The 16,312-nt window shown below is 36.5% G+C and carries 14 protein-coding genes and 1 tRNA gene; 1 reads left to right on the plus strand and 14 read right to left on the minus strand.

Going from position 1 to position 16,312, the window contains the following annotated elements:
• Positions 1-15: 15 nt before the first annotated feature.
• Both E0H77_RS11825 and E0H77_RS11830 read right to left on the minus strand, forming a co-directional pair.
• Entirely contained in the window at positions 16-264 is a 249-nt protein-coding gene (locus tag E0H77_RS11825; protein WP_131378225.1) for a DUF6868 family protein, read from the minus strand.
• 213 nt (positions 265-477) lie between these two features.
• On the minus strand, positions 478-1,341 hold the full coding sequence (locus E0H77_RS11830; RefSeq protein WP_131378227.1) for a transporter: 864 nt from the start codon (positions 1,339-1,341) through the stop codon (positions 478-480).
• A gap of 1,146 nt (positions 1,342-2,487) precedes the next feature.
• Here E0H77_RS11830 and E0H77_RS11835 point away from each other — a divergent pair.
• On the plus strand, positions 2,488-3,867 hold the full coding sequence (locus tag E0H77_RS11835; protein WP_131378229.1) for an L-serine ammonia-lyase: 1,380 nt from the start codon (positions 2,488-2,490) through the stop codon (positions 3,865-3,867).
• Between the two features lie 146 nt (positions 3,868-4,013).
• On the opposite strand, the gene E0H77_RS11840 is transcribed toward E0H77_RS11835, so the two are convergent.
• The 12 genes from E0H77_RS11840 to E0H77_RS11895 form a co-directional block, all read right to left on the minus strand.
• Positions 4,014-4,157, minus strand: a complete 144-nt coding sequence (locus E0H77_RS11840; protein WP_131378231.1) for a zinc ribbon-containing protein — start codon at positions 4,155-4,157, stop codon at positions 4,014-4,016.
• Between the two features lie 405 nt (positions 4,158-4,562).
• Positions 4,563-5,318, minus strand: a complete 756-nt coding sequence (locus tag E0H77_RS11845; protein WP_131378233.1) for a hypothetical protein — start codon at positions 5,316-5,318, stop codon at positions 4,563-4,565.
• Positions 5,311-6,627, minus strand: coding sequence for a DUF3696 domain-containing protein (locus tag E0H77_RS11850; RefSeq protein WP_131378235.1), 1,317 nt, complete (start codon positions 6,625-6,627; stop codon positions 5,311-5,313). Before E0H77_RS11850 ends, E0H77_RS11845 begins: the two co-directional genes overlap by 8 nt.
• A gap of 223 nt (positions 6,628-6,850) precedes the next feature.
• Positions 6,851-9,451 (minus strand): Fe/S-dependent 2-methylisocitrate dehydratase AcnD, encoded by a 2,601-nt coding sequence (acnD, locus tag E0H77_RS11855; protein WP_131378237.1) that lies wholly within the window; start codon positions 9,449-9,451, stop codon positions 6,851-6,853.
• Positions 9,448-10,608 (minus strand): bifunctional 2-methylcitrate synthase/citrate synthase, encoded by a 1,161-nt coding sequence (gene prpC, locus E0H77_RS11860; protein ID WP_131378239.1) that lies wholly within the window; start codon positions 10,606-10,608, stop codon positions 9,448-9,450. Before prpC ends, acnD begins: the two co-directional genes overlap by 4 nt.
• Positions 10,609-10,674: 66 nt before the next feature.
• Positions 10,675-11,559: a methylisocitrate lyase gene (gene prpB / locus E0H77_RS11865; protein WP_131378241.1), complete on the minus strand. Its 885-nt coding sequence runs from the start codon at positions 11,557-11,559 to the stop codon at positions 10,675-10,677.
• A complete protein-coding gene (locus tag E0H77_RS11870) occupies positions 11,552-12,253 on the minus strand; it encodes a GntR family transcriptional regulator (RefSeq protein ID WP_131378243.1) in 702 nt (233 codons plus the stop codon). Before E0H77_RS11870 ends, prpB begins: the two co-directional genes overlap by 8 nt.
• 249 nt (positions 12,254-12,502) lie before the next feature.
• Entirely contained in the window at positions 12,503-12,697 is a 195-nt protein-coding gene (locus E0H77_RS11875; protein WP_116726061.1) for a hypothetical protein, read from the minus strand.
• Positions 12,698-13,624: 927 nt separating this feature from the next.
• On the minus strand, positions 13,625-13,846 hold the full coding sequence (locus tag E0H77_RS13940; RefSeq protein WP_413773079.1) for a transposase: 222 nt from the start codon (positions 13,844-13,846) through the stop codon (positions 13,625-13,627).
• A gap of 178 nt (positions 13,847-14,024) precedes the next feature.
• Positions 14,025-14,101, minus strand: a tRNA-Met gene (locus tag E0H77_RS11885).
• Between the two features lie 802 nt (positions 14,102-14,903).
• Entirely contained in the window at positions 14,904-15,344 is a 441-nt protein-coding gene (locus tag E0H77_RS11890; RefSeq protein ID WP_131378245.1) for a hypothetical protein, read from the minus strand.
• A 162-nt stretch (positions 15,345-15,506) separates the two neighbouring features.
• The gene (locus E0H77_RS11895; RefSeq protein ID WP_131378247.1) at positions 15,507-16,142 is read right to left on the minus strand and encodes a hypothetical protein; all 636 of its coding nucleotides are present in this window, start codon (positions 16,140-16,142) and stop codon (positions 15,507-15,509) included.
• Positions 16,143-16,312 lie beyond the last annotated feature (170 nt).

Below are 16,312 nucleotides of genomic sequence, written 5' to 3' on the forward strand. Positions count from 1 at the left end.
CTTCTTTGGTTCAAATCATGGATTTCTTGCAAGCGTCATGGCAATCCACGGCACCAGATTAAACATAATGATGGCAATTTTATAAAAGGCGATGCCCGAATAATGAATCACATCAAACGTGTTATCGGACAAATTAAACCAACTGCCCTGTAAACGTTTTAAGAACTGGCGTGCAAAAACAAACAGCAAAAACCAAATCATTAAAATGGCATAGTTAATCAAGGTAGCATAAAGTAAAACTTGTCGTATGACTTCATAACTCATGAGGTTGCCTTATTTTTGTGGGTTACGTTTAATATCATAGCGCAAAAAATCAGCAGAAGATAAAAATACAAGTTTAATTTAATTAAAATAAAATATTTAAAAACAATATCTTAAATAAAATATAAAAAACTATTATTTCTTTAGCATTCCATATTCAGTGAGAAGTTTTACTAAATATGAAATGCCTTTTTTTTACTTAGGCTAAATTGCTTCTTAAAAAGCCTTCAAGAAACGTAAATTAATACGATTGTCTTCTTTAAAACCATTTTCAACTTTTAGATCACGTCCATATGCCGCAATGACTTGCGTGGTTGGTGTTGGGCTAATCCCTGTCCCCACCCAAAATTTGGTTTGCTGTGTCCCATTGCTTGTCACACCTGCCTGTTTTGTGTCACCTGCATCACTATAAGAAAGACCTGCACGCAAATCGACTTTATCATTCAGGAAATAACGAGCATTGGTCTGCACCTGATAGCCAATATCCTGCTTCTTGTCACCACCGATTGCATCGGTGTTTTTACCATAAATGGTCATATCCGCCGACACATCCCACGCCAGTTTTGGCGTCAAACGTGTGGTATAGGCTGCCTGTATATTCAACTTGTAGCGATTTTCTCCAAGATTCAGAGCCTTAGTTGCTGAGTACTGACCTGTTGGCAAAAACAAGTACGGCGTAATACCAAAAGTGCTGTGAGTGCTGGCATTGTTATATAAAAAGAATGTATTGGCTAAAATAATATCGCCCAAGCCACTGCTCGAGCCTAAATCTGAAATATCTTTACCTGCATCTAAACGCCCGAAAGGAATCAAAATTTGTGGTGCAACATGAATCCCAGCAATGTCGGTGTAATGCACATAACGGGCAATCCCGACATCGGAAGTCAGGCTATAGTCCCCTACAACTTTGTCACTGCCACTATATAAAGCATCTCGAGTAGCGTGCTGATAATACAAAATTGCCAGATTCGTACCACTTGGAGCATAGTCATAATCCCCAGCGTCTAAATCGACGGCATAGGCATGACTCAAACTTAAATAAACGGCAATAGCAAGTGCGCTATTTGTTAAAAACTTCATATTCTAATCCTTTGAATACCAAAAATAAAAAGCAGATCGTTGTCGTTTTTTTAAACAAAAAATTCTGCCGTTTTCTAATCTACTGTTTTTATTATTAAAAAAAAGCCATGCGATGGTCGTAATGACTTTATTGGTTTTATACGATCCAAGTATAAAATTTCGTGATGGTATTATTTAGAAAAAAGCATAATACAAAGCTATTTCTTAAGCATTTATTAGATTGGCTACAAACTAGACAGTTTTTCTAAAAATTAACGTTTCTTTAGACGGTAAAATTTGCCTTTTTGCCCAAACTTTTTTGTAACTGAGCCAATGTTTTATGGTTTTAGATCTGCAACTGTCATGATGATCTGAGCATGGATAAGCTCAATATTCAGAATTTTAGCTGTGTTTAGATATTTAGAGCTATGACAGAAATCGATATGCGAGAGAGGAAATATCTAAGGAATTGCAATTTTATGAAGGAAAATAAGCTATAGAAAATTTATTAGAATGTGAGAATTTTTTAGGGTGTCAAGGGAAAACTCTATGGTTTACTTCAACAATCATGACTTGGTAAATGATGACCTTATGCCTATAAACTCTTGATTTATAGCGTCCTAAGCCGAATCGAGACCTTTTGGGTGAGTACACACTTGCGTTATACGCTTCGGTGCATGCTACTCTTTTCGATCCCCATCACACCCTTGAAATATAGTTTAGTCAGATCATGATGGGATTGTTTTTCTAAGATAAACGCATTTAGGGATTTTTTGAAAAATTTTACCGAAAAATAAAACATTTTAAGAAATTATTCTTATTTTATAAAAATTAATCTTCATTTCATTGCACATTTCAGCCTGATTTATCATTTTTTTACCAATACTGTTACTTATATTTAATAAAACATACGCTGCTGAGTAATGCTCATTTAGCAAAACAAGCTCAGTTTGAAGATAAGCACAATAACCTAGCTCTAAAACACCCCTAACTCTAAAAGATTAAGAATATTTTCTTTACAAAGTTCAAAGTTTATACGCTCCAAAATCTTTACTTAAGATAAATAGAATATTCATATTTATTCTATAGATTTCATATCACAATCATGCTAACAATCTATTTTTCAAGTTAATTTCCCCCAAATTTAAGCCAACAAGGACGTAGTATATGGCGCTTAGTGTATTTGACTTATTTAAAATTGGTGTAGGGCCATCGAGTTCACATACGGTTGGCCCCATGCGGGCAGCACACAGCTTTAGTCAATACCTCGAAAAGCATCATCTTTTAACATCGGTTTCAAAAATCAGCATTCATCTTTATGGTTCTTTGTCATCGACAGGGATTGGTCACAGCACCGACAAAGCTGTAATTTTAGGTTTAATGGGTTTTGACCCTGAAAGCATTGATACCCAACAAAGCGATGGTTTATTAAAAACAGCATTGGCACAAAAAACTTTGATTATAAACGGGGCTCACCCTATCGCTTTTGACTATACGACCGATGTGATGTTTACCGATGAACCTTTAGCCTACCATCCCAACGCAATGACCTTAACCGCCGACGATGGTCAAGGCAATGTACTCTACAAAAACACTTATTATTCAGTCGGTGGCGGGTTTATTGTCGATGAAAGTCATATCCAGCAAGGTTCATTGGTCGCAGATGATACCCAAATTCCGTATCCGTTTAGTAGTGCCAAAGAACTTTTAGCCTTATGCAAGCAGCACAACTTGAGTGTTGGTCAACTGATGTTGGAAAATGAAAAAAGCTGGCGCAGCGAAGCTGAAATTCAGACAAAAATTATGGGCATTTGGCAAGTCATGCAAGAGTGCATTCAAAATGGCTTGCAAAATGAAGGCATTCTCCCTGGTGGATTAAATGTCAAACGTCGCGCTAAAAAGATTCATCAGCAGTTATTGCAAAAGAAAAACTCAAATTTAATTGATACAACATTTACAGCCATGGAATGGGTCAATTTATTTGCGCTGGCAGTTAATGAAGAAAATGCTGCAGGTGGTCGTGTGGTGACTGCCCCAACCAATGGCGCAGCAGGCATTATTCCTGCAGTTTTATATTATTACGTCACTTTCTCACAAGATTTGTCCGAAGACAAAATCGTCCGTTTTTTCTTGAGTGCGGCAGCAGTGGGTATTTTATGTAAATTAAAAGCATCAATCTCAGGAGCAGAAGTCGGTTGTCAGGGTGAAGTCGGTTCAGCGTGTTCAATGGCATCTGCGGGATTGACCGAAATTTTAGGTGGTACACCAGATCAGGTTGAACATGCGGCTGAAATTGGATTGGAACATAATTTGGGGCTGACTTGCGACCCTGTGGGTGGATTAGTGCAAATTCCGTGTATCGAACGTAATGCGATTGCAGCAGTCAAAGCGATTAATGCTGCACAGATGGCACTGCATGATGATGGTGAACATTTTATTTCACTTGATAAAGTGATTCAGACCATGAAGGAAACAGGCAAAGATATGTCAGATAAATATAAAGAAACCTCAAAAGGTGGTTTAGCAGTCAATTCGATTGAGTGTTAATAGTTTCATGCACAGTCTGTAAGTTGACACTTAAGCTTCAAAAACTTAACGATTATTGCATATTGCACATACACAAATGTAAAAAGCCCTATCATGTGATAGGGCTTTTTTAAAAACAGAGAGTAGCTGTTTTTATATGTGCAGCTTTAAGCAATTTTATCGTTAAATTTATTGCTGTGGCATTTGGTACACGGAGGTAAACGATCTGTACCAATTTCTAAGTAAACGCGATGTCCGCATTGGACACAAAAATAGAAGCCTGTTCCAGGTTGAGAGCCAGCAGTTACCATCTTTGTTCTCCATAGATTTTAGAAATGGTGTTCAAAGTATAGACAAAATGAGAGGCTTGTCTACACATTATTTCCAATTAAAATGACTATATAATTTAAAAAAATGCTTAATTGATAAATTTGAACAACCAAGCCTACCTGTTTTAGGAAATTCTTATTACTTTTAAGATACTTATGCGCAAAAACCATTTTTCTTGGTCGATGGAAATTTGATGCTGTGTTTTTGTTATAAGATGAAAGTCTTAAATTTTGATACAAATAAGCCCCGTGAGGTTGGGGCTTTGAGTTAAAGCTTTTTGCTTTTCATAACTAAGCTTACCTTATTTTTAATTAATTACTAAGGCATTTTATAGGTAATGAACAGGCATTTTTTAATCAATATTCAGACATTTAAGCAGAAAACTACTATCTATCTAGTATTCTTCCTTCTGGAGTTATATTAAGATAATTCCCTCTTGAACTTTCAGAACTTAGCTGAACATCCCAATGATCTTTATGCAATAGGTCCATTTTCCAAATATGCCCATTATGATCAATAAACCCATAAGGCGCTTTATGATGCCGGATAGGAGTTAATGAATTACTCCATGTATTAGGTGGTATAAATTGATATTCACCCGAAGTAGGTAATTTAATATTATTAGGATAAACTCTTAACCAAGGATTTAACAGTATTTCCACATTAAGTAATTTTTCATCTAAGATTAGATAACCCTTATAATCAGCAGGATAACCGCAATTTTCATGAGAAAATATTGCTTCCTCATGTTTCATTTTAGCAATTCTATACTTACCAAAAACCTCCAAGAAATCTTCAAAAATCATTTGAATTGAATCTGATAAAATTTTGCAAGGTTTCTCTGAAATTTCTTTCTTAGAATTTGGATGCTTCAGAGTTTTAACTCTGCCCAATTCAGGCAATATTGCACTACACCATAAATTTAAGACACCAGACCATTTCTCATCTTCATATAAGTTCCAAGGATAAGTGTTTTGATAAATTTTATAAATCTCTTCTGAGAGAACTAAGTTCATATTTTCATTACTGTTAATAATATCAAATATCCCAATTAAACTATTTATTATTTTATCTTCAATTTCAGAAGCATTTTGATAAGGGTAGTCAACTAAATAATGTGGACATAATGTGATATCAGGCATTTCTTGATTTCACTCTTGCTTTTAATATTTCTCTAGCAATATTTTCAGATTCATCCAGAAACCCTTTAGGCCATTCTGGAAACATACCTGTTTCATCTATCTCAAATTGCTTAATTTGAGTGCCATTTTCATCTTGATCTATAAAAACAATATTGATAAGTTCTTTTAATGATGGATCTTGAATTACCCTTAAGCGAAGCTTATTTACCAATTCTTGGCTATGCGTTTCAATAATAAATTTTTTCTTATCTTGGATAAAAGCCAAAAACAAATCTGCTAATTTAGATGCACTTGATGGATGCAAATGTATTTCAGGTTGCTCTATAAGCAATAGATTATCATCATTATTTAACAATCCCAATAAAATTACTGGCAATACTTGTGAGTAGCCAAAACCAACATCTGCCAATGATACAGCTGAATTGGAATTTCTAATTTTTAAATCAATTTGATAAATCATATCACTGATTTTTTCAGATGAAATTTCCTGACCCAACCCTAAAATTTCAATACTCTTATGTAAAGCATCCAACAGTTTATAATCTTTATTATTAAATTTAACAATTTCATTTTTTTTAGACCACAATACATGAGCAATATTAGCCCCACTTTCACTTATATCTGTAGCATTATTAGAATAATGGATATAGATACGCTCAGGATTTGCTCTAATTGGACTGAGATATTTAATCTTTCTAATGTTTCTTGAAAAATCATCTACATACATGTTATCAAAAACAAAATATATAGGAAAAACAAAACCTGTATGATCTTTTAATCTGATATTAACTGGAATGAAGTTTTTAAAAACAGTCTCAACTTTCCCCGTAGATATTACATTTTTAAATTTTTTATTTTTTTTAATATCAGACAAAACTGATTTCATGTTTTTTGATAAAAATTCATTATTAATATTATTAAAATTTACTTCTTTACCATCACTTTCATAAATAAATTTAATCAACTTTGGAATATACGATTCTTCATACTTTTTATTTTTAAACTCAATTTTTATATTATATTTATTTTTATCTCTTTGAAATTCCAACCCATAGGAAATCTTAGCTTCATTTATTTTTGGAACACCATAACTAATGTCCTTTAAGCTAGAAAATTTTAAGTACTTTCCCTCCACATTTAAATCAGAATTATTTTCTTCATCGAGTGTTTGCTTCAACAATAATAAACTTTGAATAATTGAAGATTTACCACAACTATTTCTCCCCAATAAAATTGTTAGTGGCTTAATTTTTAAATTTTCTAATTTTTTAAAAGATTTAAAATTCTCTAAAGATAAGCTTGTAATCATTAAAACTAATTCTTAAAAAAACCCTCTCAAATACTAGATCACATCCTCATTAATTTCAATATCTTACCATAAATTTCCTTACAAAAATCTTAAATAATACCTGAACACCTAACCCAACCAATATATAGGTTTATCATCTGCATCTATTACAATTAAAAAATCCCTATCTTTTGATAGGGATTTTTTTAAACAATATCAATAAACTTTAACTAAAACTGGGCAATCACGCCGCCTGACCTTCACCTTCCAAAAAGTCCTGTGCAAAACGCTGCAATACACCGCCCGCTTCATACACATGCACTTCTTCTTCAGTATCCAGACGACACGTCACAGGCACTTCAACGATTTCACCATTAATACGCTCAATCACCAAAGTTACAGTCGCACGCGGCGCAATATTACCAATCACGCTATACATTTCAGTACCATCAAGCGCTAAAGTCTTGCGAGTTGTGCCTGCCTTAAACTGCAATGGCAACACACCCATACCAATCAAGTTAGTACGGTGAATACGCTCAAAACCTTCGGCAACAATTGCTTCCACACCTGCCAGACGCACCCCTTTAGCTGCCCAGTCACGGCTTGAGCCCTGACCATAATCCTCACCCGCAATAATAATGAGTGGCTGTTTGCGATTCATATAAGTTTCAATCGCTTCCCACATGCGCATGACTTTACCATCAGGCTCAACACGGGCAAGAGAACCTTGTTTCACCGAGCCATCTTCATTGAGCACCATTTCATTAAACAGTTTCGGGTTGGCTAAAGTCGCGCGCTGTGCAGTGAGGTGATCTCCACGGTGGGTTGCATAAGAGTTGAAATCTTCCTCTGGCACACCCATTTTTGCCAAGTACTCGCCTGCTGCCGATTTTTTCACAATCGCATTAGACGGAGATAAATGATCGGTCGTGATGTTATCAGGCAAAATTGCCAACGGACGCATATGAGTCAAAGTGCGCGGTGCAGCCAAAGCACCTTCCCAATACGGTGGACGGCGAATATAGGTACTTTGCGCACGCCAGTCATACAATGGACTTTTTGCCTGTTCAATTTCACCCAAGTTAAACATTGGAATATAGACTTTACGGAACTGTTCAGGTTTCACAGCTTCTTTAACCAAAGCATCAATTTCAGCATCGCTTGGCCAAATGTCTTTCAGGTAAATCGGGTTGCCGTCTTTGTCTGTACCTAAAGCATCTTTTTCAATATCAAAACGAATCGTTCCTGCAATCGCATATGCAACAACCAACGGTGGCGATGCCAAGAACGCCTGTTTTGCATAAGGATGAATACGACCATCGAAATTACGGTTACCTGAAAGCACTGCTGTAGCGTACAAATCACGGTCAATAATTTCTCGCTGAATGACAGGATCTAATGCACCCGACATCCCGTTACATGTGGTACACGCATACGCCACGATCCCGAAACCCAACTTCTCAAGGTCATGCAACACGCCTGCTTCTTCCAAGTACAGTGCAGCCGCTTTTGAACCAGGAGCAAAAGAAGATTTCACCCACGGTTTACGAGTTAAGCCCAATTCATTGGCTTTACGCGCCAATAAACCTGCGGCAACTGTATTTCGAGGATTCGAGGTATTGGTACATGAGGTAATCGCGGCAATGATAATTGCACCATCTGGCATTAAACCATCGGTACGATGCTCAACCACACCTGCAATACCTTTTTCTTTGAGTTCAGCAGTCGATACACGCGCATGCGGGTTAGATGGCCCCGCAATATTACGGGTCACTTTAGACAAGTCAAAACGTAAAACCCGTGGATATTCGGCTTGTTTTAGGCTGCTTGACCATAAGCCAACCTGTTTGGCATAGGTTTCGACCAACTCGACTTGTGCCTCTTCACGCCCTGTTAAACGTAAATAATCAATCGTGTTTTGGTCGATATAGAACATTGCCGCAGTTGCGCCATATTCAGGAGTCATATTGGAAATGGTGGCACGATCACCGACCGACATGCTGTCTGCACCTTCACCAAAGAATTCCAGATATGCACCAACCACACGCTCTTTACGCAAAAACTCAGTGAGTGCCAAAACGATATCGGTTGCAGTAATGCCCGCTTGACGCTGACCAACAAACTCTACCCCAATAATGTCAGGCAAGCGCATCCAAGAAGCGCGACCAAGCATGACATTTTCAGCTTCTAAACCACCCACACCGACTGAAATTACACCCAAAGCATCAGTATGTGGGGTATGTGAATCTGTGCCGACACAAGTATCTGGAAATGCCACACCATCACGTACTTGGATCACAGGCGACATTTTTTCCAGGTTGATCTGGTGCATAATGCCGTTGCCCGCAGGAATCACATCGACATTTTTAAAGGCAGTTTTTGTCCACTCAATAAAGTGAAAACGGTCTTCGTTACGGCGATCTTCTACTGCACGGTTTTTAGCAAAAGCATCGGGGTCGAAACCACCATATTCCACTGCCAAAGAGTGATCGACAATCAACTGGGTTGGTACAACTGGATTGACTTTGGCAGGATCACCGCCTTTATCCGCAATTGCATCACGCAGCCCAGCAAGGTCAACCAGTGCAGTTTGCCCTAAAATGTCGTGACAGACCACGCGCGCAGGAAACCACGGAAAGTCTAGTTCCTGCTTACCTTGTATAATTTGGAGCAAATAATCTTTGATTTTTTCAGGTTCAGCACAGCGCACAATATTTTCAGCATGTACACGGCTAATATACGGCAGTTTTGCCCAAGCACCTGCTTGCAGGTCTTCAACTGCCTGTACCACATCAAAATAATCTAAGTTGCTATTTGGCAACTTTTTACGGTACTGGGTGTTCATGCATCACGCTCCGCAAGTGGCACAAATTTAAGGTTCTCTGGACCTGTATAATGTGCGCTTGGTCGAATAATCTTGCCATCTTGGCGTTGTTCAATCACATGTGCCGACCAGCCTGCTGTACGTGCAATTACAAACAATGGGGTAAACATTGCTGTTGGCACACCCATAAGGTGATAGCTGACCGCACTAAACCAGTCTAGGTTCGGGAACATGTTTTTAACTTCTTTCATCACGACTTCTAGACGTTCAGCGATCAAATACATTTTTTTGTTCTGCTGTACATCGGCAAGTTCAGAAGCGATTTTCTTGATCACGTCATTACGTGGGTCAGCAATGGTATAGACTGGATGCCCAAAACCAATCACCACTTCTTTGTTTTCGACGCGCTTACGAATATCGGCTTCAGCTTCATCGGCAGTGTTGTAACGCTGCTGAATCACAAATGCAACTTCGTTCGCGCCACCGTGTTTTGGCCCACGCAATGCACCAATTGCCCCAGCAATGCTCGAATACATGTCAGAACCTGTACCCGAAATCACGCGTGAGGTAAATGTTGACGCGTTAAATTCATGCTCAGCGTACAAAATCAAAGATGTATGCATCGCTTGAATCCATTGCTCACACGGTTTTTCACCATGCAACAAATGCAGGAAGTGTGCACCAATCGAGTCATCGTCAGTTTCAACTTCTATGCGTTTTCCGTTATGACTAAAATGGTACCAGTACAGCAACATTGAACCTAAACTTGCCATAAGTTTGTCAGCAATATCACGCGCACCTGCGTAGTTATGGTCATCATGTTCTGGCGTTAAACAACCCAGAACCGAAACACCTGTACGCATTACATCCATTGGGTGAGCAGACGGTGGCAGTTGCTCCAATGCTGTCTTTAAGCTTGCTGGCAAACCACGCAGTGATTTAAGCTTGGCTTTATAGGCACTCAGCTCTGCTGTATTGGGTAATTTGCCATGTACCAGCAAATACGCCACTTCTTCAAACTGACAATGTACTGCCAAATCAAGAATGTCGTACCCACGATAATGCAGGTCATTACCACTGCGTCCAACGGTACATAGCGCAGTGCTCCCAGCGACTTGACCGCTGAGCGCTACTGATTTTTTTGGTTTGAATTCTGTTTTTTCAACTTGTGTATTCATGACAGTTTCCTTTTGTCGCTTTCGTATTGTTGTAAAAATTATTGAACCAGTTCAGCAGTAAAATGCTTATTTATTTTTCTCGAAAGAAGCATCTAAATACTGTTCAAACTGATGATAGTTAATACGCTCATACAATTCTTGACGCGTCTGCATGGTATCGACCACATTTTTTTGTGTGCCTTCTTTACGCAAAGTCTGGTAGACATTTTCCGCAGCTTTATTCATGGCACGAAATGCTGACAGTGGATACAAAGCAATGCTGACATCGGCAGAAGCCAGTTCTTCAGTGGTAAATAGCGGTGTAGAACCGAATTCAGTAATGTTGGCTAAGATCGGCACATGTACGGCATCGGCAAACTGTTTGTACATTGACAATTCAGTAATGGCTTCAGGAAACAGCATGTCTGCACCCGCTTCAATATACGCCCCTGCACGGTCAATGGCTGCTTGCAAACCTTCCACTGCCAACGCATCAGTACGCGCCATAATCACAAATTTGTCATCACCACGGGCATCGACTGCAGCTTTAATGCGATCTACCATTTCTTGTTGTGAAACAATGGCTTTGTTTGGACGATGTCCACAGCGTTTTGCCCCAACCTGATCTTCAATATGCATGGCTGCTGCACCAAACTTAATTAAAGACTTGGTGGTACGTGCAATATTAAATGCAGATGCGCCAAAACCTGTATCAGCATCAACCAATAACGGCAAGTCGCACACGTCAGTAATACGACGAACATCAGTTAAAACATCATCGAGGTTACTAATACCTAAATCGGGCAAACCTAATGAGCCTGCGGCAACCCCACCTCCTGATAAATAGATGGCTTTATAGCCTGCTCGTTTTGCCAGTAAAGCGTGATTAGCGTTAATCGCCCCGACAACCTGTAACGGTTTTTCAGCCGCAACGGCATCACGGAAACGCTGACCCGCAGATAAATTAGACATGTGGTTCTCCTTGTGCTTGTATCCAGTTGGATTCAATATTTTTATAAGATGCAGCGATATGTCGTCGCATCAGTAATTCGGCAAGTTCGGCATCGCCATCGGCTATCGCATCTAAAATGCGAATATGTTCATTAAATGCCTGATGCGGACGATTAGGGGTTTTAGAAAACTGAATGCGGTACATTCGAATCAGGTGATATAACTCATCGCAGAGCATTTTTTCTAAGGTTTTATTGCAACTGGTTTTGATAATACAATAGTGAAAATCATCTTCACCTTCTTGCAAAAAATAGCCCTTGCCTGCTTTAAAAGCGTCATCTTCGGCGTGGCGCTTTAAAATGTCCCGTAAAATCAAGATTTGTTTTTTGTCGATATGCTGTGCTGCCAAACGACAAGCTAAACCTTCAAGACTTTCCCGAATTTGATACAGTTCATAAAGTTGCTGATGAGACAATGACACGACACGCGCCCCGACATGCGCCGTACGCTCTACCAGCTTTTGCCCTTCCAGGCGGTGTATAGCTTCACGCAGTGGTCCACGACTAATACCATAAATGCGCGCCAGTTCAGGTTCAGAAATCTTACTCCCTGCGGGCAGATCACCGCAGATAATCGCAGACTGGATTTTATAAAAAATCTGATCTGTCAGCGTTTGGTGTACTTTTGCTGTATTCTTTTCAAGCAAATTCTGCATAGTGTTGACAATTCTTATCGAAGATCACTGAATAATGCCTATTTATTAGCAAAAATCAAACTATTGTCAACAATATAAATTTTATCTACGACTAATGTGCTATAAAACCCAATTTTTTCTTATTTTATTCAATCTAAAAATCAAGATTGTCGACAATTTTTCAAAAATAGATGAAACAGCCATCACAAAAAAACCCTTTATCTCACTTCTTAAAGATAAAGGGTCGGGAATATTCAATACAGAGCTGTTTTAAATTTTTACCCAAGTCACATTTTCATCAGCTTTACGTACAGAAAATGAAAATTCATCATCGGCTCGAACCAGATAAGCGTCGTGTGCCTCATGAACCACTTTTAACAGTGTTCCTTCATTATAAAGTTTTGGTTCATAGCCTTGCTTTTCATGTTTGATGGGCCGAATCAATTCAATTAGTATCTTATTCATGTTAAAAACCTAGGAAGCAACTTCAAATAATAGTATACAAATCATTCATTTTTTGAAATTAAATTTAGTTATTTAGCGTAAAAAAATTCATATTTTCATCACATTTTACTCCCTAAATCAACTTAATACCTCATTTAGGGTGTTTTAAACATTTGAGAAAAACAAATTTTTAACGATTTAATTTAAAAAACAATAAGTTAATATAAAAATATAATACAAAGTAAAATCAACTCTCCCCACCTTAAGCATGTATACAAATCCAAGCCATAAAATATTTTTGCAGAAATATAGGTTCATCTGTATGTAAGATGCTTAAAGTATCTATAGACCTAGCCAGTAAAATAATACCCATAAAAGCTATAATTCAAAGTAATGTAGGAACTAATAGAATAAGAATGAACTAAAGGAAAGAAAGTGCCTAACAATCAGAACAATCAATCCCACAAATATGTTTGGATTGTATCTTAGATAATTAGACTTCTCTCATAATGATTTACATCCTCTTTATATTTCCTCTATAAAGAGCAAGAAAACCATCTAATCAAAGAAGCATATATATAATTTAAATTTTTAAGCATAAAAAACCTCATTTCTATAAACTATTGAAATGAGGCTGTAAACTCTACATATTGATCTTCAAATAATGTTTTGAAACCTATGTTTTAAATTTCACTATAATGTGAAAAAACATTTTCAACAAAATCTGAAGTAATAAAACGAAAAAAATCGTTTTATTAAACTATGTTACTATCTTAACACACCTTGAAATATATTACTCACTCAAAAACTCTTATTTATCAAAAATAAATAATAAAAATGATAAATATCTTTATAAAACAAAGAAAATCAATTTACTAAAACATGAATATTTTTCTGATTTCACTCAGTCAATAAGAAGGTTAAAAAGTATTTACAATATATTTTTTATCAAGACAATCTATACAATTGATTATGCGATACATAAAAACTTTTACAATCTAAATTTAACTCAATTTCCTGGCCACACTGAAGTTGAATCATTTTACCAACTTCAACCCATTTCTGGCGACCTTCCATAGAATTTTGTATACGTTTCAATGGAATAACTTTCACGAAAATTTCATGGCCATTGATTGCTTTGGCAATATGCCATTCACTTAATTTTTTCAAAATGATATCAACTCATTAAAAATGAGCTCATGCGATTTAACTAACAGTTTTGATTGAATCTCTAGGCTAGGCTTAAAATATAATTCTAGGTTTTGATAATAATCAGCTTTATCGATTTAATTGAAGCTAATTTCTTTTCTCATATCAGAAAAGTTTTGATTTCACAGAGCATAAAAATTGGATGCGGGGGTTGGATTTGAACCAACGACCTTCGGGTTATGAGCCCGACGAGCTACCAGACTGCTCCACCCCGCAACAAGGAGTAGGATTTATACGCTGTTTATTTAAATAAAGCAAACTTTAAAAAACAAGGCACTTTTATGTGTCTAAAAAGACATAAATTTTTATACCGTTCAATCAGATTAATAACAGTTTTCATCAGTTCATTTTATTTCTCTTATCCTTATTCAAATATATTTCAATTTTTTCAAGAAAAGAAAAATAATGAACACATAAAATTTAATAAAAAAGCCTAATAAAAATGAGAATTACAAATATAAATGCTCTTTTTTAATTTTTAAAATTCAGATTTTTAGCTGATGAGGCCTGTTTATTATAAGCTCATTTTATTTCATGCTATGAGAAAAAATAATGAGTGTGTTAACCATGGTGAAAAAAGCTTATTCAACTTAACATTTTAGAATTTGATTTCTGATATCGTTAAAGTTTATTCGCAGATCAAATCGACCTCAAGATACCTTATGCGACTGTATTGACGTGATAACTATCTACGCTAAATTGGTTTTACCTCTTAATCCACTCAAACCATCTTGTAATTTCTGGATAATGCCAAAGCAAGATCACCATTTAAACTAATCGTTTTAAACCATCCAAACTCGTTCAAGAGACCATTATGGTCATCATGGAATTGCATATCTGACAGTAGGTGTGCCAGTGAAACACCATATGACTTTAACTGAAGCCCATCCCACATCGGACATTCACCAGCAATAACATCCTATAATTTTGCCAATTGCCAAGGAATGATGAAGGAAACGTTAGCCTTACAGGGAAGATAAAAAAGCGACCTGTTGGTCGCTTTTTATTCAATACTGATCTATTCAAAATTTCCATTCGCAAAGATTATTTTTCCTAATGAAAATTCTGTATTTAGCTTCTTAATTATAACTTTATAGAATATGTCATCTATAATGCTTACATGAGTAGATTGATTGGTAGGCTTTGCGAAAAATATTTTTTCATTATTATGTGAAGACCCGAATTTGTATATATCAAAAGCTCTAATTACCTGTTTTTGATAATAAAAATGCACTTTATTTAAAGAAACTTCTGAAATTTTAATATCTTGATCAAGAATTCTATAAAAAGATTGTATATTTGGAGGAAGATTTCCAACATTAAAATCACCATCTTCTTCTTTTTCTACTTTAAACTTTAAAAAAATATCATCTTTAGCTAAATAGATAGATGAATCATCATCATTTGGTTGATACCATTCAGATTGCTCAAGCAATGCTTTTATATCATTAAGATTCATATTATTTCCTATTCAATAAAATTTTTTAAAAATATATGTTGTCTATATTACATACAGATATTTTTAAAAAATTTCAAGATGTTAAATTTAAAAAGCCAACATCATTGATGTTAGCTTAAGATATACCAAGATTATTTTCATGCATGCGCTACTGATCAGGCCTTAGAGGGCAGATACATCCTTTGCAAATGCAATTTCGTTTGCAATAACTTCTTGACTAGCACCACCTTGAGATAGTTGTGCTTGATACATGTCTAGAAAAGCTGAAAGATTCATTTTTTTAGTATCAATAGCAAATACTAGAGCAACAACTGTTAAAATTTTCTCTGGTTTATCTTTGAGATTATGAATAATAATATTTTTATACCACGCTACCATATCTATTCGAATCGCTGACCGCCCCTCAAATGCAACATAACGAGCTTCAATCTCATAAGTATCATCTGGTCGATTAAGTAACATGTCTAGCTCAAAATAGACTAGAGAACTTATAGTCGATAGAGCAGCTTCACGAACACCTGAAAGAAACATTTTTACTTCAGAATTGATAGTACTGCGCATCTCAGCAGATTCATTCGCTGAAAAGAAACGTACAGAATTAAAATTATAAAGAACCTTCTGAATAGGAAATGAATCACTCTTATCTTGAGCGTACTGTAACTTAGCTTCAATATTAGATCGAAAAAGATCCGCTTTTGCATTCCCCAACTGAACAAGTGTATCCAAGGTTTCTTTTTGAGCCATACCTTCTAATGTTGAAATATCTATTTTTCTCAAATAGTTTCTTATTGATGACATAAATTTATATCCTATTTTTTCACAATTATTACAACTTCATTTTAACAATTGAAATAAATATGTGGATGGTATTAACTTAGCATCCACCCTGAGTTCCGTTACCCACCAAATCCCCAACCCTCCGTGATAACTTCCGAACCAGCCCAACCACTCCACTCTGTAGTATCGCC

Source organism: Acinetobacter brisouioides (assembly GCF_004331075.1).
GTDB lineage: Bacteria > Pseudomonadota > Gammaproteobacteria > Pseudomonadales > Moraxellaceae > Acinetobacter.

Bases quoted from the DNA above. Each gene is read 5' to 3' on its own strand.
- E0H77_RS11825 (WP_131378225.1), bottom strand. From the start codon at position 264: ATGAGTTATGAAGTCATACGACAAGTTTTACTTTATGCTACCTTGATT.
- E0H77_RS11830 (WP_131378227.1), bottom strand. From the start codon at position 1,341: ATGAAGTTTTTAACAAATAGCGCACTTGCTATTGCCGTTTATTTAAGT.
- E0H77_RS11835 (WP_131378229.1), top strand. From the start codon at position 2,488: ATGGCGCTTAGTGTATTTGACTTATTTAAAATTGGTGTAGGGCCATCG.
- E0H77_RS11840 (WP_131378231.1), bottom strand. From the start codon at position 4,157: ATGGTAACTGCTGGCTCTCAACCTGGAACAGGCTTCTATTTTTGTGTC.
- E0H77_RS11845 (WP_131378233.1), bottom strand. From the start codon at position 5,318: ATGCCTGATATCACATTATGTCCACATTATTTAGTTGACTACCCTTAT.
- E0H77_RS11850 (WP_131378235.1), bottom strand. From the start codon at position 6,627: ATGATTACAAGCTTATCTTTAGAGAATTTTAAATCTTTTAAAAAATTA.
- acnD (WP_131378237.1), bottom strand. From the start codon at position 9,451: ATGAACACCCAGTACCGTAAAAAGTTGCCAAATAGCAACTTAGATTAT.
- prpC (WP_131378239.1), bottom strand. From the start codon at position 10,608: ATGAATACACAAGTTGAAAAAACAGAATTCAAACCAAAAAAATCAGTA.
- prpB (WP_131378241.1), bottom strand. From the start codon at position 11,559: ATGTCTAATTTATCTGCGGGTCAGCGTTTCCGTGATGCCGTTGCGGCT.
- E0H77_RS11870 (WP_131378243.1), bottom strand. From the start codon at position 12,253: ATGCAGAATTTGCTTGAAAAGAATACAGCAAAAGTACACCAAACGCTG.
- E0H77_RS11875 (WP_116726061.1), bottom strand. From the start codon at position 12,697: ATGAATAAGATACTAATTGAATTGATTCGGCCCATCAAACATGAAAAG.
- E0H77_RS11890 (WP_131378245.1), bottom strand. From the start codon at position 15,344: ATGAATCTTAATGATATAAAAGCATTGCTTGAGCAATCTGAATGGTAT.
- E0H77_RS11895 (WP_131378247.1), bottom strand. From the start codon at position 16,142: ATGTCATCAATAAGAAACTATTTGAGAAAAATAGATATTTCAACATTA.